Raw genomic sequence first — 18,861 nt, 5'->3', positions numbered from 1 at the left:
CGGCGGCGCTCAACCGGCGTGCACCGGGAGCGCCTTGATGCCGTTGATGAAGTTCGACACCAGCCGCTTCGGCGGTCCCGCCGTGTGCAGCGCGGGCAGTGTCCGCAGCACCTCGCCGTACAGCAGCCGCAGTTGCAGCCGCGCGAAGTGCGCGCCCAGGCACACGTGCGGGCCGTCCCCGAAGGACACCTGCGGATTCGGGGAGCGGGCGAGGTCCAGTCGGTCGGGTCCGGCGAAGACCCGCTCGTCGCGGTTGGCGGCGGCGTGGAAGACGACCACCTTCTCGCCCGCCCGGATGCGCCGCCCTGCCAGCTCCGTGTCCCGCAGCGCGGTACGGCGGAAGGTGAGCACCGGCGGATGCCAGCGCAGCAACTCGTCCACGGCCACGGCGAGATCGGGCTTCCCCGTGCGCAGCGCCTCGTACTGCTCCGGGTGTTCGGCGAGCGCCAGCAGGCCGCCGGGGGCCGCGCTGCGCACGGTGTCGTTGCCGGCGACCGTGAGCAGGAAGAAGAACATCTCCAGCTCCGGACCGGTGAGTTCGGCGTCGTGGGCGAGGGCCGTCATGATGTCGTCGGCCGGATGGCGGCGCTTGAACGCGGCGAGCTGCCGGGCGTACGCGAACATGTCCCGCAGCATCGCGGGCGAACGCGGGTTCACGGGGCGGCCCGCCGCGTCCCGCACCGACGGGCCCGCCTCGTCGGGGTCCTGGTAGCCGATGACGCGCTGCGTCCAGTGCAGGAGGAGCCCGCGGTCGCTCTCCGGTACGCCCAGCAGATCGGTGAGGTTGAGCAGCGCGTAGTCGTCGGTGACCGCCGACACCAGATCCACGGTGCCGCCGCCGGCCGGGGCCCCGGCCAGGGCCCGGCCGAGCAGCTCCCGGGCCCGGTCCCGGGCGACGTCCGTGAAGCGTTCGACGCGGCCCGGTGTGAACGCCCGGCTGACCAGGCGGCGCAGCCTGCCGTGACGTGGCGGATCCTGGTTGAGCATCATCCGCCGGATGAACGGCAGATCCTCGGGGTCGGGATCGCGGATCTGGGTGGCGCCCAGATGCGAGGAGTACGTCGTCGCGTCCTTGAGCACCCGCACCACGTCCGCGTGCCGGGTCACCGCCCAGAATCCTGGGCCCGCGGGCCAGCCCAGCACCTCCGGCTCGGCCTGCCAGGCCACCGGGTGGTGGTCGCGCAGCACGCGGTAGGCGGCGTACGGCACGCCGTCGGCGTACTGCCGGGGGTCGAACACGTCGGGCACGGGCGGGGCGGTGGGGGCGGTCATGCGCCCTCGCCCTCGCCGGCCGTCTCCGGCGCATGTGGGTCGTTCCCGTGGTCCGGGGCGGCCCGCCCGGTGGGGAACGGCGCGTCGGCGCCCCGCGCATCGCCGTGGCCGCACAGCTCGTGCGGGAGCGTGAACGTCGTCATGCGACCACGGTGCACCGCGGCCCGCACGGCGTCCAGGGGCCGGAAGGGGCTCCCGCAGGGGCCGTTCGGGGCGGTTCGACGCTGTTCGGGCCCGAGTTCACGCGATGGTGTGATCACGTCCGCCCCTCCGGATGTGCTTCGACGGCCCTGGGTAGGGCCCGGCCATGACGCAGCCGTTCGAACTCCCGCACTTCTACATGCCGTATCCCGCGCGGCTGAACCCGCATCTGGAGGAGGCCCGCGCCCACTCCACGCGGTGGGCGCGCGAGATGGGCATGCTCGAGGGGTCCGGGATCTGGGAGCAGGCCGACCTCGAAGCGCACGACTACGGGCTGCTCTGCGCCTACACCCACCCGGACTGCGACGGGGCCGCCCTGTCGCTGATCACCGACTGGTACGTGTGGGTGTTCTTCTTCGACGACCACTTCCTGGACATGTTCAAGCGCACCCAGGACCGCGCCGCCGGAAAGGCCCACCTCGACCGGCTGCCGCTGTTCATGCCGCTGGACCCCGCCACGGACGTGCCGGAGCCGGAGAACCCCGTGGAGGCGGGGCTCAAGGACCTCTGGCAGCGCACCGTGCCGTCCATGTCGGCCGGCTGGCGGCGCCGCTTCTCCGTCGCCACCGAGCACCTGCTCAACGAGTCGATGTGGGAGTTGTCCAACATCAACGAGGGCCGTATCGCCAACCCGGTCGAGTACATCGAGATGCGCCGCAAGGTGGGCGGCGCGCCCTGGTCGGCGGGGCTCGTGGAGTACGCGACGGCCGAGGTCCCGGCGGCGGTGGCGCGCGCCCGGCCGCTGCGGGTGCTGATGGAGACCTTCTCGGACGCCGTGCACCTGCGCAACGACCTCTTCTCCTACCAGCGCGAGGTGGAGGACGAGGGCGAGAACAGCAACGGCGTCCTCGTGCTGGAGACCTTCTTCGGCTGTACGACCCAGAAGGCCGCGCAGACCGTCAACGACATCCTCACCTCGCGACTGCACCAGTTCGAGCACACCGCGCTCACCGAGGTGCCCGCGCTGGCCCTGGAGCACGGGCTCGGCCCGGCCGAGGTCGCGGCCGTCGCCGCCTACACCAAGGGGCTGCAGGACTGGCAGTCCGGTGGCCACGAGTGGCACCTGCGCTCCAGCCGCTACATGAACAAGGGAGCCCGGACCGACTCGCCGTGGCAGGCGCTCACCGGGCGCGGCACCTCCGCCGCCGACGTCGGCGCGCTGCTCGCCTCGGCCGCCCAGGACCGGCTGCGCGCCTACCGGAACGTGCCCTTCCAGAAGGTCGGTCCGTCCCGCATCCCGGACCTGTACATGCCCTTCCCGCTCGAACTCAGCCCGCACCTGGACGGCACACGCTCGCGCCTGGCCGACTGGTGCCGGGAGATCGGCATCCTGAGCGAGGGGGTGTGGGACGAGGACAAGCTCCGCGCCTACGACCTCGCCCTGTGCTCGGCCGGCCTCGACCCGGACGCCACCCCCGAAGCCCTCGACCTCAGCTCCTGCTGGCTCGCCTTCGGCACCTACGGCGACGACTACTACCCGCTGGTCTACGGCCACCGCCGCGACCTGGCCGCCGCCCGCCTCACCACGGCCCGGCTGTCCGCGTGCATGCCCGTCGACGGCGAGGAACCGCTCGTCCCGGCCAACGCCATGGAACGGGCCCTGATCGACCTGTGGGCGCGCACCACGGCGGGGATGACCGCCGAGCAGCGGCGCACCCTGAAGGCGTCCGTCGACGTGATGACCGAGAGCTGGGTGTGGGAGCTGTCGAACCAGCTGCAGAACCGCGTCCCCGACCCCGTCGACTACCTGGAGATGCGCCGCCAGACCTTCGGCTCCGACCTCACCCTCAGCCTGTGCCGCATGGGCCACGGCCCCGCCGTGCCGCCCGAGGTGTACGCCGGCGGACCGGTGCGCTCCCTGGAGAACGCCGCCATCGACTACGCCTGCCTGCTCAACGACGTCTTCTCCTACCAGAAGGAGATCGAGTACGAGGGGGAGATCCACAACGCGATCCTTGTCGTCCAGAATTTCTTCGGCTGTGACTATCCGCAGGCGCTCGGCGTGGTCCACGACCTGATGACCCAGCGCATGGAGCAGTTCGAGCACGTGGCCGCGCACGAACTGCCCGTGCTGTACGACGACTTCGCCCTGTCCGGGGAGGCCCGCGCGGCCATGCAGGGGTATGTCACCGATCTGCGGAACTGGATGGCCGGCATCCTCAACTGGCACCGCAGCGTGGACCGCTACAAGGCCGAGTGGCTGGCCCGCCGCGCCCACGGCTTCCTGCCGGACCGCCCGCCCGCCGCGCCCGCCCTGACGCTCGGCTGACGGGCACGCGCCTGCTTCTCCCGCTCGGCCGCTCGGCTGACGGCCCGCGCCTGCGCGCGCACACGGCCGCTCGGCGACCTGCGGCCCCCAGCGCGCCCCGTCCCGCGGCTCAGCCGACGACCGGCACCTGCGGCGCGCGGCGCACCCGCTCCTCCAGGCGGTCGCGTATCGCGGTGGCGGCCGCCCGCTCCTGCGGGGTGTCCTGCAGCGCGGTGTACAGGCGCTGGGCGCGCAGCGCCTGGGGGAGGTCGCCGAGGTGCTCGAACTCCTCGGCGAGCTCCCGCAGCGGGGAGGTGTCCAGATGCCCGGGCGCCCCCGGTATGCCCAGCAGGCTCTGGTTCATGACGAACGCGTCCAGGCGGCGGATGAGGGCCACCCGCACCGCCTCCGTGCGGCCCTGCGCCAGGGCCGGACGGGTCCAGGTCGCCGCCGGCTGCGCGGCCGGTTCCGCGAACCCGCCGGCGTCGACGCCCAAGTACTCCCACAGCGGCGGAAGGTCGTCGTGGTCGTGGAGGAACCGGTAGGCGTTCAGCTCACGGGCGTTGAGCAGCACATGGTCGGGTTCGGTGCGCGTCAGCGCCCGGTGCAGCATGCTCACCAGCTCCATCGGTGTGCGCCGCGGCAGGCCGAGTCCGGCGAGCAGCTCCTCGCGCTCGTCGTCGATGCCGTAGTGCTCGCGCAGCTCGTCCTCGACTTCGGCCTTGCGCGCGAGGATCCGCTCCGCGCCGTCCCCGGGCGTCAGATCCGCGAACGCGCCCCAGTCGGCCAGTCCGATGACCACCTCGAGCGCCTCGTCGACACTCGTGCCGATCAGGCACGCCCCGCCCTCGGAGTCGGCGTGCAGCACACAGCCGTCGGCGCACACGAAGTAGGTGCCGCCCGTGTCGTCCCCGGCCACCACGGTCAGGGGACCGCCCGAGGCCAGCCGCACCGGCTCCACATGGCCGTGGGCCGCGCGGTCCACGTCGAAGTCGAAGGGAAAGGCGGCCAGTTCGGCCAGGCGCGGGTTGTCCCGCAGCTTCGGCAGCGCGTGATCGGTCATGTCACAGAACGTAACAGGGCCCACTGACAACGCCGGGTCGGCGTGACGCTGCGCCGGTCACCGGATCTTCTCGTCCGGAATGGGGTGTTCAGGGAACTTCGGCCGCGTTCGGGGAGTCTTCCAGGGTGAGGGGAACAGACGACAGAACACGGGGGTGTTCACCTTGACCGACCTCGTCGACCAGACGATCACGGCGAGCGAGAAGAAGGAGGACGAGGCACCGGCACCGGCTCCGGCCGAACTGACGCCGTACGTCGCGCCGCTGCCCGTCCCGCCCGTCCTGCGCCCGGCCACCGGCGATGTCCTGCGCGAGACCGAGATCGCCCTGCGTCCCACCTGGGTGCGCCTGCACCCGCAGCTGCCACCGACACTGATGTGGGGCTACGACGGGCACGTGCCGGGGCCGACCATCGAGGTACGGCGCGGCCAGCGGGTCCGTATCGCCTGGACCAACCGCATACCGAAGGACAGCGAGTACCCGGTCACGTCGGTCGAGGTGCCGCTGCGCACCGACGGCCGCCCGCCCGCGACCACGGAACCCGGCCGCGAGGGCGTGGAGCCCAACAAGGACGTCGCCGCCCTGCCCGCCTGGTCGGTCACGCATCTGCACGGCGCGCAGACCGGCGGCGGCAACGACGGCTGGGCGGACAACGCCGTGGGCCACGGCGACGCCCAGCTCTCCGAGTACCCGAACGACCACCAGGCGGTGCAGTGGTGGTACCACGACCACGCCATGAACATCACCCGGTGGAACGTGATGACGGGCCTGTACGGCACCTACCTGGTCCGTGACGACGAGGAGGACGCCCTCCATCTGCCGTCCGGCGACCGGGAGATCCCGCTGCTGCTGGCCGACCGCAACCTCGACACCGACGAGGACGGCCGCTTCAACGGCCGGCTGCTGCACAAGACGGTGATCGTGCAGCAGAGCAACCCGGAGACCGGCAAACCGGTGTCCATCCCGTTCACCGGCCCGTACACCACGGTCAACGGCCGCATCTGGCCGTACGCCGAGGTGGACGCCGCCTGGTACCGCTTCCGGCTGGTCAACGCCTCCAACGCGCGCATCTACGACCTCGTCCTCGTCGACGAGGACGGCACGCCCGTGCCGGGCGTCGTGCACCAGATCGGCAGCGACGGCGGGCTGCTCCCGCGCCCGGTGCCGATCGACTTCGACGCGACGCTGCCCACCCTGACCGCCGCGCCGGCCGAGCGGTTCGACCTGCTCGTCGACTTCCGCGCACTGGCCGGCCGGACGCTGCGCCTGGTCAACAAGGGCCGCAACCAACCGCCGGGCGTGCCCGACCCGGCCGGTGACGTGCGCTACCCGGAGGTGATGAAGTTCCGCGTCCGCGAGAGCTGCGAGCCGGACGCCTTCGAGCTGCCCGAGGTGCTCTCCGGCTCCTTCCGCCGCCTCACGCACGACATCCCGCACGGCCACCGCCTCATCGTGCTGACCCCGCCCGCCACCAAGGGAGCCGGCGGCCACCCGGAGATCTGGGAGATGACCGAGGTGGCCGACCCGTCCGGGCTTCAGCTCCCCGCCGACGGCGTCCTCCAGGTCACCGGAGCCGACGGCACCACGAAGACCTACCGGCGCACGGCGCGCACGTTCAACGACGGGCTCGGCTTCACCATCGGCGAGGGCAGCCACGAGCAGTGGAGCTTCCTCAACCTCGCCCCCATCGTGCACCCGATGCACATCCACCTGGCCGACTTCCAGATCCTCGGCCGCGACGCCTACGACATCTCCGGCTTCGACCCGACCGTGGGCGGCACCCGCACCCCGATCCGGTTCGACGCGGGCCGGACGATCCCCCTCGCGCCCAACGAGCGGGGCCACAAGGACGTCTTCCGGGTGCCCGGCGGCCAGATACTGCGCGTCATGGGCCGGTTCGACGGGGCGTACGGCCGGTTCATGTACCACTGCCATCTGCTGGAGCACGAGGACATGGGGATGATGCGGCCGTTCGTCGTCATGCCGCCTGAGGCGCTGAAGTTCGACCACGGTGGTGCCCACGGCGGGCACGGAGAGGGACACACCGGCTGAGGCGCGCCCTCAGGGGACCCGCGCGTCACGCAGGTTGACGGGCCCCGCGTGCCGCGTGATCGACCGCGGCTCGCGCCAGTCCCCGGATCATCGGGTGCGGGCGCGAGCCGTCTCCGGGTAGATCACCGGCCGGAGGCGAACCATGGAAGACACTGCGTTGCGCCCCAAGCCGATGCCGGGCCGTGATCCCGGCGGTGCCCGCCCCGCGGGGCAGCCCCGGCGTCCGCACGCCGCGCGGCGCCGCGGCCGGCGGCTCACCACCTGGCGGCTCGGCCTTCTCGTCGGAGCGGTCCTGGTCCTGACCGGCGTCGGGCTCGGCACCGTAGGCGCCACCGTGATCGGCCTGAGCAAACTCGCCGAGCTGCAAGGACACACCGCAGCGCCCGGCTCCGCCCCTTCCTTCGGGAAAGCCCCCTCCCACGGCGCCGCGAGCCCGGCCCCCACGCCCGCCGGATCCCCCGGCCCGGTACGGGCTTCACTCGGGGTGGAGGCGATGGACGGCGAGAAGCCGGGCGCCCTCGTCGTCGGCGTGCACGTCCCCGGCCCCGGCTGCACGGCCGGCCTGGTCCGCGGCGACATCGTCCTCGCCGTGGGCCAGAGCCGCGTCGACTCCGCCGCCGACCTGAGCCGGGTCGTCGCCGCGGCGCGCCCCGGCGCACCGGTCGTGCTGACGGTGCGCCACCGCAGCGGCGGCTACCAGCAGTTGGCCGCCGTACCGGGAGTCGTCACCTGACCACGCGGAAGTGGCTGGTGAGCCGCCCTGCGTCGTCCAGCACATGGAAGGCCAGGCCGACCGGGGCGTCGCGGTCGGCCACCTGCTCGCCCTCCCAGGGCAGCCGCAGCGTCCACGTCACGCCCGGCCCGACGACCAGCGGCCGCCCGGCGAAGGTGGTGGCGGCCGCCGAGTGCGCGTGCCCGGTGACGAGGCCGGCGATCTCGGGCCGCCGCTCCATCAGGGCGGCCAGCGCCTGCGGCCGGCCCAGCCGGTAGGAGTCGGGCAGCGGGTGGTGCAGCGCGACGGGCGGGTGGTGGAAGGCGAGCAGGATCGGAAGGCGCCCGCCGAGTTCGTCGAGCGTCGTCTCGATCCAGTCGTACGTCGCCGCCTCCAGCGCCCCGTCGTCCCGCCCCGGAATGCTGGAGTCGCACATCAGCACGGCGCCCCCGGCGAAGACGCGCACGCTGTTGACCGGTTCGCCGGACGCGGGCTGCCCCAGCAGGGCCTTGCGGTAGGCGGCGCGGCGGTCGTGGTTGCCGGGGCAGGTGAGCACCGGGACGGGTGCCGAGCCGTCGTGCAGGCCCAGGACGCGGGCCGCCTCCTCGTACTCGGCTTCGGCCCCGTGGTCCGCGATGTCCCCGGTGACCAGCAGGGCGTCCACCCGGCCCGGCAGCTCCCAGAGCCGGTCGCGCACCTGCTCGGCGCGGCGCGTGGCCCGGGCGGTCCCGTCGAGATGCAGATCGCTGATGTGTGCGAGTACGAGCACGACCGTACGTCCTCCCCCCATGAGATCTAATGGTGCTCCGGCATCGAAACATTAGAGGCAACGGTGGGGCAACGGGTCGCCGTTGGTCACGGGTGGGGAAACCGGCTCGCGTGGCCACGGCGGGGCGGGCAGGATGCTGGCAGGCCAGAGTGATCCTTCCGGGAGTCCGGGCCGGGACTTCCGGGCAGCCCCGTCAGACAGGAGAGGCCGATGACCGGCACCGCGCCCGCACCGTTCGGCGCCGACGACTACCGGGCCAGGATGGAGCGCGCCGCGCGCACCGCCGCCGACGCGGGCCTCGCCGGGCTGCTCGTCGCGCCGGGCCCCGACCTCGTGTGGCTCACCGGCTACGCGCCCACCGCCGTCACCGAACGCCTCACCCTGCTGGTTCTCGCCCCGGGCCGCGATCCCGTCCTCGTCGTCCCCACCCTGGAGGCCCCGGACGCCGCCCACGCGACCGGCGCCCCCGCCCTGACCCTGCGCGACTGGACCGACGGCACCGACCCCTACGCCGCCACCGCCGGCCTCCTCGGCTCCGGCGGCCGGTTCGGCATCAGCGACAACACCTGGGCGATGCACCTGCTCGGTCTGCAACGCGCCCTGCCCGGCAGCTCCTACGCCGCGCTCACCGACGCCCTGCCGATGCTGCGCGCCGTCAAGGACGCGGCCGAACTGGAGCTCCTGGCCGCCGCGGGCGCCGCCGCCGACGCGGCCTTCGAGGAGATCCGCAAGGTCGCCTTCACCGGCCGCCGGGAGCGCGAGGTCGGCGCCGACCTCGCCGACCTGCTGCGCCGGTTCGGCCACTCCCAGGTCGACTTCACCATCGTCGGCTCCGGACCCAACGGCGCCAACCCGCACCACGAGGTCGGCGACCGCGTCATCGAACGCGGCGACATGGTCGTCCTCGACTTCGGCGGCCTGAAGGACGGCTACGGCTCCGACACCACCCGCACCGTCCACGTCGGCGAACCCACCGACGAGGAACGCCGGGTGCACGACATCGTGCGCGCCGCGCAGGAGGCGGGCTGCGCCGCCGTACGTCCCGGCGTCGCCTGCCAGGAGGTCGACCGCGCCGCCCGCAAGGTCATCGAGGACGCCGGGTACGGGGAGTACTTCATCCACCGCACCGGCCACGGCATCGGCGTCACCACGCACGAACCGCCCTACATGATCGAGGGCGAGGAGCAGCCGCTCGTGCCCGGCATGTGCTTCTCCGTGGAGCCCGGCATCTACCTGCCCGGCCGGTTCGGGGTCCGCATCGAGGACATCGTCACCGTCACCGAGGACGGCGGCCGGCGGCTCAACAACACCACCCGCGAGATGGTCATAGTGGACTGAAGGCGACACTGGTACCACCCTCACCCATCGAACGAGTGACGACGGCGCGACCATGACCCAGGCACCGACACCCACCGCGGACACCGTCCGCGCACTGGTCAGAACCCTGCTGAAGGAAGCGGGGAACGACCCGGCCGGCCCCGACGTCCGGCCCGTCGCCGAGGGCGGCGAGCACGGCACGTGGTGGGTCGGCACCCGCCATGTGCTGCGCCTCGCCCCCGACCGCGACGCCGCGATCCGCCGCCGCCGTGAACTGCGGCTGCGGGACCTGGTGCGCCCGCATCTGCCCGTTGCCGTGCCCACCAGCGTGTCCCACGGCGAGTGGAGTCCCGGCCTGACCTACACCCTCGACACCCTGGTGCCCGGCGGTACGGCCGAGGAGCACGACGTGTCCGCCATCGGCGAGGCCGACCTCGCCGGGTTCCTCACCGGGATGCGCGCGGTGCCCGCCCGGCAGGCCGAGACGCTCGGCGTGCCGCGCGCCGCCCCGCGCTCCCTGGAGGCGCTGCGCCGGATGGCCGTGCCCGCCGCCCGGACCCTGGCCACCGCCGAGGAGTTCGACCCGGCGCGCCTGGCGCAGCTCACCCCGCCCGGCGCGGCCCAGCTCGCCGCACAGCCGGGCAGCGCCGTCCTCGTCCACCACAACCTCCGGGGCGAGCATCTCGTGGTCAGCGCCGACGGCCGGGTGCGCGGCGTCCTGGACTGGACCGGCGCCGTCCTCGGCGACCCGGCCGAGGACATCGCCGGTCTCGCGCTCGCCGTCGGCTCCGGCGCCGCCGTCCGCGCCGCCACCCTGGCCGGGTACGGCGCCCGCCCCTGCCTGCGCGGCCTGTGGCTGGCCCGCTGCGACACCGTCATCCGCCTCGCCGAACGCCTCGAGGGCCGCGACCACGGCCCCGTGGAACTTCTCCAGACCCAGCTGCAGCGGGCCTGGGAGGCGATCCTGCTGGAACGGGTGACGGAGCTGCGGGAGGAGTAGGGCGGGCAGCGGCCGGCCCGAGGCCCGAGCCACGGAGCCCGCGTAAACGCTTGCGCAAGCGTTTATGCCTGTTCCAGCACCACGCTCGACTCCCCGGGCAGGTGCAGCACCCCCCTGTCGTCCGGCCCCTCCACCGGCTCCCATGCGGCGAGGATCCGCGCCGGGCGCGTGCCCAGCGGGATCGCCGCCGCCCCCCGGCCCAGGTTCACCGCCACCCGCACGTCCCCGCGCCGGAAGGCGAGCCAGCGGGCGTCCTCGTCGTAGGCCGCCTTCGTGTCGGCGAGGTCCGGGTCGGTGAGATCCGGATGGGCGTGCCGCAGGGCGGTCAGCTGCCGGTACCAGGCCAGCACGCGCGCGTGCGGCTCGCGCTCACGCTCGGCCCAGTCCAGGCAGGAGCGGTCGCGTGTCGCCGGGTCCTGCGGGTCGGGCACGTCCTCCTCGGCCCAGCCGTGCGCCGCGAACTCCCGCCGCCTGCCCCGCCGTACCGCCTCCGCGAGCTCCGGATCGGTGTGGTCGGTGAAGAACTGCCAGGGCGTGGACGCGCCCCACTCCTCGCCCATGAACAGCATGGGCGTGAACGGCGCGGTGAGGACGAGTGTGGCGGCGCAGGCCAGCAGGCCGGGGGAGAGGGCCGCCGACAGCCGGTCGCCCTGGGCACGGTTGCCGACCTGGTCGTGGGTCTGGCTGTAGCCCAGCAGCCGGTGCGCGGCCGTGCGGGACCGGTCCAGCGGGCGCCCGTGGGAGCGGCCGCGGAAGGAGGAGTAGGTGCCGTCGTGGAAGTAGCCGCCGCCGAGCGTCTTGGCGAGGGCGGCGAACGGGGCGCGCGCGAAGTCGGCGTAGTAGCCCTGCGACTCGCCGGTCAGCGCGGTGTGCAGGGCGTGATGGAAGTCGTCGTTCCACTGTGCCCGCAACCCGAGGCCGTGCTCCTCGCGCGGGGTGATCAGCCGCGGGTCGTTCAGATCGGACTCGGCGATCAGGAACAGCGGGCGGCCGCTCTCCTCGGCCAGCGCGTCCACGGCCTCCGTCAGCTCCTCCAGGAAGTGGTACGCGCGTGTGTCGATCAGCGCGTGCACGGCGTCCAGCCGCAGCCCGTCGAGGTGGAAGTCCCGCAGCCATGCCAGAGCGCTGCCCACCAGATAGGCGCGCACGTCGTCCGAGCCGGGCGCGTCCAGGTTCACCGCGGCGCCCCAGGGGGTGTGGTGCGTGTCGGTGAGGTAGGGGCCGAAGGCGGGGAGATGGTTGCCGGACGGCCCGAAGTGGTTGTGCACCACGTCGAGCACCACCCCGAGTCCCAGCTCGTGCGCCCGGTCGACGAACCGCTTCAGCGCTTCCGGCCCGCCGTACGGCTCGTGCACGGCCCACAGGGAGACCCCCTCGTATCCCCAGCCGTGCCGCCCCGGGAACGGGCACAGCGGCATCAACTCGACGTGGGTCACGCCCAGTTCGGCGAGGTGGTCGAGCCGTTCGGCGGCCGCGTCCAGCGTGCCCTCGGGCGTGTAGGTGCCCACGTGCAGCTCGTACAGGACCGCGCCCGGCAGCGGCCGGCCCGGCCACGGTGTGTGCCACTCGTAGCGTGCGTGGTCGACGACCGCGCTCAGCCCGTCCGGGCCGTCCGGCTGCCGCCGCGAGCGCGGATCGGGCAGCACCGGCCCGTCGCCCAGCGCGAAGCCGTACCGCGAGCCCTCGTGCGCCTCCGCCTCGCCGGTCCACCACCCCGCTCGTTCCGGATCACGCTCCATCGCGCGCGTGGCGCCGTCGCACATCAGCGTCACACGATCGGTCTGTGGTGCCCACACCTCGAACTGCACGGACGGTTCCCCTTCGTCTGCTCACCGTGATGTAGCCCGTCCATGGTGCGTCACACCCGGTGAATCCGCTTTCGGATCCTCCCGTTTGCGGGGTGTCGCCGCCCGGCGGAGCCCAGGGGCGCGCGCGTGACGGCCGATGCCCCGTTTCCTGGACACCCTGTGTCCGCTGACCGACAATCACATGCGTGACGTCGTCCTTCGAGTTCCCCACATACCCCGCGCGGCTGTCCGACGCGGAGCGCGACCACGCGCTGAAGGCGCTGCGCGACGGCGTCGCCCTGGGCCGGCTGTCGCAGGACACCTTCGTGCGGCGCATGGAACTGGCGCTGGCCGCCCGCCACGCCGACGAGCTCGCCGCGCTCACCGCCGACCTCCCCCAGGACGGCCGTGTCTCGCGCGCCCTGTTCGGCGCCGTCGAGGCCGTCTCGGGTTTCACCGTACGGCTGCGCAGGGCCTGGCAGGCCGAGCGGCTGCCCAAGCTGCTGCTGCCGCACCCCGGCGCGGGCCACCCGCTGCGCATCGGCCGCGACCCCGCCAGCGGCCTGAGGCTGAACCACGAGACCGTCTCCCGGGTCCACGCCGAGCTGCGGCGCCAGGGCGGGATATGGGTGCTGCGCGACCTCGGCTCGACCAACGGCACCACCGTCAACGGCCGGCGGGTCGTCGGCGCCGCCGTCGTGCGCGAGGGCGACCTGGTGGCCTTCGGGCAGCTGGCGTTCCGGCTCGCGGGGCAGTGAACGCGGGCTGCCGTCCGGCCGCAAGGTGGCCCGCGTGCCACGGTGTTGACGTACCCGCGAAGCCGTGACTGACTGTGCGTACACCATGGACACCAGGTGAACCGTCGGTCCCGCTCGTGGAGGTGTGCCCTGCCGCCGCTCCTCCGCTACCCGGACGTGGACGCGCTGGCCACCCGCGCCGCCGCGCTGGCCGCCCGCTGCCCCCGGGACGTCCGGCTGCGCCAGGTCGGCACCTCCCGCGCGGGCCGGCCGCTGTGGCTGCTCTCCGTCGGCCACGGCAGCCGCCAGGCCCTGGTGGTCGCCGGACCGCACGCCAACGAGCCCGTCGGCGGCGCCACCGCGCTCCGCCTCGCCGAACGCGCCCTCGCCGACCCGAGCCTTACCGAAGGCGCGGACGCCACCTGGAACCTGCTGCTCTGCCTCGACCCCGACGGGCTGCACCGCAACGAGGGCTGGCTGTCCGGCCCGTACACGCTCGGCCGCTACTTCCGGCACTTCTTCCGCCCGGGCTTCCTGGAGCAGCCCGAGTGGCTGCCGGACGGCGCGCAGGCCGCCGCGCTGCCGGAGACGCGGGCGCTGCTCGGCCTCCAGGACGAGCTGAAACCTTTCTTCCAAGCGTCCCTGCACGGCGTCGACGTCGGCGGCGGCTTCGTCGAGGTGACCCACGAGCTGCCCGGCCTCGACCTGCGGATCGCGCGGGCCGCGGCCCGCCTCGGCGTCCCCCGCGAACTCGGCCCCTACGACACCCTGTACTGGCCGAGCCTCGGCCCGGCCGTCTACCGCATCCCACCGCCCCGCCCGAGCGGCCTGGCCGCCGCGATCACCGAGGCGGCCGTGCAGTCCACCTGGTTCCACCCCCACCGGTACGGCACCGTCACCGCGATCGTCGAGGCGCCCATGTGGGGCGTGCCCGCCGTCGAGGACGGCTCCCCGCCCGCCGACGCCGACGCGACCCTGCGCGCGGTCAGCGCCACGCTGCGGCGCGAGACGCGGCTCCTGGAGCGCCTCCTCGCCCGGATCCGGCCGCACGTCACGGGCACGGCGGAGGCGGCGCGGCTGCTCGCCCCCGTCGACGACTACTTACTGGTCTGCCCCGGTCTGGCCGACGCCTGGGACCCCGACACGGCCGTGTCCGGCCGCCCCCTGCCCCCGCTCAGCACCGCCCATCTGACCGCCCTGCGCATCGCCGGACGGCGGCTGGTCCTGCGCACCGCCGGGCTGCTGCACCGGCTGGTCGGCGAGAGCGGCCGCGACCCGGCGGACGCTCTGCCCGAACTGGACCGCCTCATCGACACCGGCTGCGCCGACTACCGCGACGACTGCGGCGCGCGCTGGATCCCGGTCGCCCGGCAGGCGCAGTACCAGGCCGAGGTGGTGCTCGCCGCGTTCGAGCTCGCCGGCGAACAGGCGTCCGCGCGCTCCCGTTCGGGTGAGCCGGGCTGGTGTTCCGGCCGCGCCGTGCCGATGCACCGGGAATGACGCACCTGACACGATCGGCGGTGGCCGGGCTCCTCGCCGCGACCGCCCTCCTGACCGCGACCGCCCCCGCCGTCGCCCTGCACACGCGGCACGGCGACTGGCTCGAGATCACCGTCAGCCGCGGCGAGCACCGCGCCGACGGCGCCCGGAGCGCCCTGCTGCGCTGCGACCCGCCCCAGGGCCACCCGCGCGCGGCGGAGGCCTGCGCGCAGCTGGCCACCGTGAACGGCGACATCGGCGCCTTCCCGGCCGCGAAGGGGGCCGTCTGCACCATGATCTACGCCCCGGTGACCGCCGAGGCCCGCGGCCGCTGGCACGGCCGCCCGGTCGCCTACCGGCAGACTTTCGCCAACCGATGCGAGATGCGGGCCCGCACGGGAGCGGTGTTCGCGGTCGACAGGTGACCGGAGCGGGGTGCGCGGTCGGCAGGTGACCGCCGCGTGCGGGGCACGCGCGTGCCGTTCGGGCGCCGCGCGCGTGTCCTCCCCTCGGCTCAGTCCGCCTGTTCGCGGGCCTGCTGGGCCGCCGTGACGACCGTGCGGGACTGGTGCTCCATCTGATCGCCCAGCGGGACCCAGCGGGCGTGGAAGCGGCGGGCGAAGTTCTCGCTCCAGTACGCCACGAGCCGCTCCAGGCGCGGTGCCGCGGGGTCGTCGACGTCGCGCAGCACCCGCAGCAACATCGCCGCCGCCCGCAGCGGCAGCCGCCGCGCGAACGCGTCCACGCTGCCGACGTATGCCATCGTCGTGTCGGCCGGGGAGGTGCGCACCCAGTCCTCGGCCAGGCCCGGCACCAGGGCCAGCGTCCACCGGGCCGCCCGCAGCAGCGCGCCGTCACGGCCCGCCAGCCGGGGCTGGGCCTCGGCGAGCGCCTCCTCCACCAGCAGGGCGTCGCTGCGCAGCCGGTGCGCGAGCCGGCCCAGCGCGGCGGCCGGAGCCGGGTGCGGCGCCGGATCACCGACCAGGTCGCTCGCCCACATCGGCACCTCGACGATCGCCGTCAGCCCGCCGTACCGGTGCGCGTGGTACCAGGTGCTGTGCCGGGCGTCGTCCGGCATGCTCGGGTAGGCCGCGCCCGCCCCCGGTGCGGGCATCACGTGCACGCCCGGCCCCGAGGCGGGCCAGCCGGCCGCGTCCGAGGCGCCCGCCTCCACCGGTATGTGCAGTTCCGCCGCGGACTTCGCGAACGGCTCGGCGAGCCCGGGGATGTCCTTCGTCAGCTGTACCCAGGTGCCGCCGAGGTCGGTGCCGTGCAGAGTGACTTGCAAGTAGGGGCGCACCTCGTCGATCACCGCCGTCAGCGCGCGGGTCTCGGGCGGCAGCCGGTCCGGCGGCAGCACGGACGGTGACCACTCGGGCTGCTCGTCACCGGCGGGCCGGAAGAAGCCGAGGTGGTAGTCGAACAGGCTGCGCGGCGCCGGGGTGACGTGCAGGCTCGCCCCGTCCGGGTCCGCGCACAGCAGGAAGTGCCAGGAGACACCGTCCCGCAGGGACCGCTCCTCGACGACCCGTTCGGCCAGGAAGCGCAGCGTGGCTCCGCCGGTCGGCTCGTTGGCGTGGGCGCCGGCGACGACGAGGACGGCGCGCGGGGCGTGGCCCACGGACAGCAGGTGCAGCGGCCGGCCCGCCCGGGAGACACCCACCTGGCGCAGCACGCACAGGCCGGGCCGCTCCGCGGCGAGCGCCCGCGCGGACGCCTGAAGTTCGAGAACACTGGGGTAGCGCAGCTCCGGCAGGAGACTCACCCCCGACTCGTCGTCCCGGCCTGGCCCTGGCAGTACCCCACGGACGCGTGCCCCTGTCAAGGAGCCGGGAGCGCCCGTGGTACGGCCGTGTCGGCGGCCTCACGCCATCACTCCCGGACCTGCTCCAGCAGCGCCACCGGCAGCTGCCCGAACAGCTCCGCCACGCGTGCGTGCCCCTCGTACTCCCGCTCCGGATCCAGCGTGTCCACCCACCGCCCGGGCGGCAGCGCCAGCACCGTCTCCCGCCAGCCGCCGGCCTGTGCCAGCCGCAGCGACAACCGGGTCACGGCCGTGATCACCTGCCCGGAGCGGGCGAACGCCACACAGTGGTCCGCCGCCGGCCCGTCCGCCGGCAGCGCCTCGTACGTCGCGGACGTGCCGAAGACCTCCGGCCACCGCCGGCGCAGCCGCAGGGCCGCCGCGGTCACCGCACCCTTGACGCCAGGGTCCGCCGGCGGGAACGACGCCGGCCGCCGGTTGTCAGGGTCGACCAGGGCCCGGTATTCCGCCTCGGTGCCCTGGTAGACGTCCGGCACGCCCGGCATGGTCAGCTGGACCAGGGCGATGCCCAGCACGTTCGCCCGGATGTGCCGCGCCAGCTCCGCGCGGAAGGCGGCGACCCGCTCACCCGGCAGCCCGCACGGCCCCGCCGTCACGAACGCCGCCACCGCCTCCTCGTACGGCGGCTCCTGCTCCGTCCAGCTCGTGTACAGGCCCGCCTCGCGCACGTGCTTCAGCAGTGCCTCACGCACCCGCCCCGGGTCGGCCGGGCCGAGCCCGAACACCGTCTGCCAGGCCGCCCACGCCAGCTGCCCGTCCGGTACGTCCTCCGCCACGCGCGTGACGTCGGCCAGCAGCTCCGCCCAGCGGTCGGGGCACTCGGTGAGCACCGCGAGGGCCGCGCGGACGTCGGCGCTGCGCTTGGTGTCGTGCGTGGAGACGGCCGTACCGGTGGCGGGCCAGTCGCGCTGCAGGCGCGCGCAGTAGCCGTGGAAGTCCCGCGGTGACACCGCCGGGGCGTCCGGTTCGCCGCCGACCTCGGTCGCCGACAGCAGCGGCACATAGCGGTAGAACGCCGTGTCCTCCACCGACTTGGCGCGCAGCGCGGACGCCGTCTGCGCGAACCGGGTGCGCAGTTCCACCTGGTCGGGCCCGTCGCCGTACCGCCCGAGCAGCAGGTCGCGCACGACGTCGACCGCGCCGGCCTCCTCGGGCACCAGGAACGCCTGCCGCGCCTGCGCGGCCGCCTCCTCGGTGATCACCCGTGCCGCGTCGTCGGCGGTGTACGGCCGGTACACCTCCAGCCGCACCAGCAGCTCCTGCAGCGCCGTGCGCAGCGCCCACGGGGCGCGGTCGCGCAGCGCCGGGTCGGGCGAGCCGGCACACGCCCGGTACGCGACCCGGGTGAGACGGTCGACCTCGGTGGCCAGCTCGTGCGTGAGCACGCCGTACGCCGCCCGGCGGGCCGTCGCCGCCCAGTCGCCGCCCCGGTCGGTCTGCGGGGCCGCGAACCGCCGGTAGGCGTCGGTGAGGTCGGCGGCGCCCGCCGGGTCGGCGAACAGCCCGTCGATGTGGCGCAGGGCGTCGTAGCCGGTGGTGCCGGCGACGGGCCAGGACGCCGGCAGATGCTCCCCGTCGGAGAGGATCTTCTCCACGACCGTCCAGCGGCCCCCGGTGGCCTCGTGCAGCCGCCGCAGGTAGGCGCCGGGGTCGGCGAGCCCGTCCGGATGGTCGACGCGCAGCCCGTCGACGACGCCCTCGTCGAGCAGCTGGAGGATCTTGCCGTGGGTGGCGTCGAAGACCTCCGGGTCCTCCACGCGCACCCCGATCAGCTCGGAGATGCTGAAGAACCGCCGGTAGTTCAGCTCGGTGCGGGCCAGCCGCCACCACACCGGGCGGTACCACTGGGCGTCCAGCAGCTGCGGCAGCGGCAGGTCCTCGGTGCCCTCGCGCAGCGGGAAGAGGTGGTCGTGGTAGCGCAGCAGGTCGCCGTCGACACGCAGGTCACCGATCACGTCACCCAGGGGACCGCCCAGCACGGGCAGCAGCAGCTGCCCGCCCTGCGCCTCCCAGTCGATGTCGAACCAGCGCGCGAGCGGCGACTTCGGCCCCTCCCTCAGGACCTCCCACAGGGCGCGGTTGTGGCGCGGGGCCATGGCCATGTGGTTCGGCACGATGTCCGCGATCAGGCCGAGGCCGTGCTCCCGCGCGGTGCGGGCGAGCGCGCGCAGCCCCTCCTCGCCGCCCAGCTCGTCGCGCACGCGCGCGTGGTCCACCACGTCGTAGCCGTGCGCCGAGCCGGGCACCGCCTGCAGCACGGGTGACAGATGCAGATGGGAGACGCCGAGCGAGGCCACATACGGCACGGCTGCCGCCGCGGCGGCGAACGGGAACGCGGGCTGCAGCTGCAGCCGGTAGGTGGCCGTCGGCAGGGACGGGGCGTTTCGCTCGGGTGTCATGG

15 protein-coding genes are annotated in these 18,861 nt (G+C 74.1%); 8 read left to right on the top strand and 7 right to left on the bottom strand.

Annotated features, from left to right (window positions below; translation table 11 throughout):
* Positions 1-9: 9 nt before the first annotated feature.
* Complete coding sequence (locus AB0J12_RS02095) at positions 10-1,272, bottom strand: cytochrome P450 (protein WP_363262189.1); 1,263 nt, start codon at positions 1,270-1,272, stop codon at positions 10-12.
* Positions 1,269-1,415, bottom strand: a complete 147-nt coding sequence (locus AB0J12_RS02090) for a hypothetical protein (RefSeq protein ID WP_363262188.1) — start codon at positions 1,413-1,415, stop codon at positions 1,269-1,271. Before AB0J12_RS02090 ends, AB0J12_RS02095 begins: the two co-directional genes overlap by 4 nt.
* Positions 1,416-1,579: 164 nt before the next feature.
* Between AB0J12_RS02090 and cyc2 the strand changes: the two genes are divergently transcribed.
* Positions 1,580-3,742, top strand: coding sequence for a germacradienol/geosmin synthase Cyc2 (gene cyc2 / locus AB0J12_RS02085; protein ID WP_363262187.1), 2,163 nt, complete (start codon positions 1,580-1,582; stop codon positions 3,740-3,742).
* A gap of 109 nt (positions 3,743-3,851) precedes the next feature.
* Here the strand turns inward: cyc2 and AB0J12_RS02080 are convergent, their stop codons facing one another.
* The gene (locus AB0J12_RS02080) at positions 3,852-4,784 is read right to left on the bottom strand and encodes a hypothetical protein (protein WP_363262186.1); all 933 of its coding nucleotides are present in this window, start codon (positions 4,782-4,784) and stop codon (positions 3,852-3,854) included.
* Between the two features lie 163 nt (positions 4,785-4,947).
* On the opposite strand from AB0J12_RS02080, the gene phsA reads away from it, so the two are divergent.
* Both phsA and AB0J12_RS02070 read left to right on the top strand, forming a co-directional pair.
* A complete protein-coding gene (gene phsA, locus AB0J12_RS02075; protein ID WP_363262185.1) occupies positions 4,948-6,834 on the top strand; it encodes an O-aminophenol oxidase PhsA in 1,887 nt (628 codons plus the stop codon).
* Between the two features lie 142 nt (positions 6,835-6,976).
* Entirely contained in the window at positions 6,977-7,567 is a 591-nt protein-coding gene (locus tag AB0J12_RS02070; protein ID WP_363262184.1) for a PDZ domain-containing protein, read from the top strand.
* On the opposite strand, the gene AB0J12_RS02065 is transcribed toward AB0J12_RS02070, so the two are convergent.
* On the bottom strand, positions 7,560-8,315 hold the full coding sequence (locus AB0J12_RS02065) for a metallophosphoesterase (RefSeq protein WP_363262183.1): 756 nt from the start codon (positions 8,313-8,315) through the stop codon (positions 7,560-7,562). The two genes, AB0J12_RS02070 and AB0J12_RS02065, sit on opposite strands and share 8 nt — an antisense overlap.
* A gap of 210 nt (positions 8,316-8,525) precedes the next feature.
* Between AB0J12_RS02065 and AB0J12_RS02060 the strand changes: the two genes are divergently transcribed.
* Together AB0J12_RS02060 and AB0J12_RS02055 are read left to right on the top strand one after the other, a co-directional pair.
* Entirely contained in the window at positions 8,526-9,653 is a 1,128-nt protein-coding gene (locus AB0J12_RS02060; protein ID WP_363262181.1) for an aminopeptidase P family protein, read from the top strand.
* Between the two features lie 52 nt (positions 9,654-9,705).
* Positions 9,706-10,632, top strand: a complete 927-nt coding sequence (locus tag AB0J12_RS02055; RefSeq protein ID WP_363262180.1) for an aminoglycoside phosphotransferase family protein — start codon at positions 9,706-9,708, stop codon at positions 10,630-10,632.
* A gap of 62 nt (positions 10,633-10,694) precedes the next feature.
* Here the strand turns inward: AB0J12_RS02055 and treZ are convergent, their stop codons facing one another.
* Complete coding sequence (gene treZ, locus AB0J12_RS02050; protein WP_363262179.1) at positions 10,695-12,440, bottom strand: malto-oligosyltrehalose trehalohydrolase; 1,746 nt, start codon at positions 12,438-12,440, stop codon at positions 10,695-10,697.
* A 185-nt stretch (positions 12,441-12,625) separates the two neighbouring features.
* Here treZ and AB0J12_RS02045 point away from each other — a divergent pair, with 185 nt between their 5' ends.
* The 3 genes from AB0J12_RS02045 (at position 12,626) to AB0J12_RS02035 (ending at position 15,060) form a co-directional block, all read left to right on the top strand.
* Positions 12,626-13,177 carry a DUF1707 and FHA domain-containing protein gene (locus tag AB0J12_RS02045; protein WP_363262178.1) on the top strand — a complete coding sequence of 184 codons (552 nt, stop codon included), beginning with the start codon at positions 12,626-12,628 and terminating at the stop codon, positions 13,175-13,177.
* A 96-nt stretch (positions 13,178-13,273) separates the two neighbouring features.
* Positions 13,274-14,656 carry a M14 family zinc carboxypeptidase gene (locus tag AB0J12_RS02040; RefSeq protein ID WP_363262177.1) on the top strand — a complete coding sequence of 461 codons (1,383 nt, stop codon included), beginning with the start codon at positions 13,274-13,276 and terminating at the stop codon, positions 14,654-14,656.
* Entirely contained in the window at positions 14,653-15,060 is a 408-nt protein-coding gene (locus tag AB0J12_RS02035) for an SSI family serine proteinase inhibitor (RefSeq protein ID WP_363262175.1), read from the top strand. Before AB0J12_RS02040 ends, AB0J12_RS02035 begins: the two co-directional genes overlap by 4 nt.
* A gap of 89 nt (positions 15,061-15,149) precedes the next feature.
* On the opposite strand, the gene AB0J12_RS02030 is transcribed toward AB0J12_RS02035, so the two are convergent.
* Complete coding sequence (locus AB0J12_RS02030; protein WP_363262174.1) at positions 15,150-16,400, bottom strand: M14 family zinc carboxypeptidase; 1,251 nt, start codon at positions 16,398-16,400, stop codon at positions 15,150-15,152.
* Between the two features lie 107 nt (positions 16,401-16,507).
* Positions 16,508-18,859, bottom strand: a complete 2,352-nt coding sequence (gene treY, locus AB0J12_RS02025) for a malto-oligosyltrehalose synthase (protein ID WP_363262173.1) — start codon at positions 18,857-18,859, stop codon at positions 16,508-16,510.
* Positions 18,860-18,861: the final 2 nt, after the last annotated feature.

It is taken from the genome of Streptomyces sp. NPDC049915 (assembly GCF_040656475.1).
Classification (GTDB): Bacteria; Actinomycetota; Actinomycetes; order Streptomycetales; family Streptomycetaceae; genus Streptomyces.
This window is presented reverse-complemented; position numbering and strand designations above follow the sequence as displayed.

Coding starts and splice junctions, on each gene's coding strand:
- AB0J12_RS02060 (WP_363262181.1), top strand. CDS start 8,526: ATGACCGGCACCGCGCCCGCACCGTTCGGCGCCGACGACTACCGGGCC.
- AB0J12_RS02055 (WP_363262180.1), top strand. CDS start 9,706: ATGACCCAGGCACCGACACCCACCGCGGACACCGTCCGCGCACTGGTC.
- cyc2 (WP_363262187.1), top strand. CDS start 1,580: ATGACGCAGCCGTTCGAACTCCCGCACTTCTACATGCCGTATCCCGCG.
- AB0J12_RS02080 (WP_363262186.1), bottom strand. CDS start 4,784: ATGACCGATCACGCGCTGCCGAAGCTGCGGGACAACCCGCGCCTGGCC.
- AB0J12_RS02070 (WP_363262184.1), top strand. CDS start 6,977: ATGGAAGACACTGCGTTGCGCCCCAAGCCGATGCCGGGCCGTGATCCC.
- AB0J12_RS02095 (WP_363262189.1), bottom strand. CDS start 1,272: ATGACCGCCCCCACCGCCCCGCCCGTGCCCGACGTGTTCGACCCCCGG.
- AB0J12_RS02090 (WP_363262188.1), bottom strand. CDS start 1,415: ATGACGACGTTCACGCTCCCGCACGAGCTGTGCGGCCACGGCGATGCG.
- treY (WP_363262173.1), bottom strand. CDS start 18,859: ATGACACCCGAGCGAAACGCCCCGTCCCTGCCGACGGCCACCTACCGG.
- AB0J12_RS02035 (WP_363262175.1), top strand. CDS start 14,653: ATGACGCACCTGACACGATCGGCGGTGGCCGGGCTCCTCGCCGCGACC.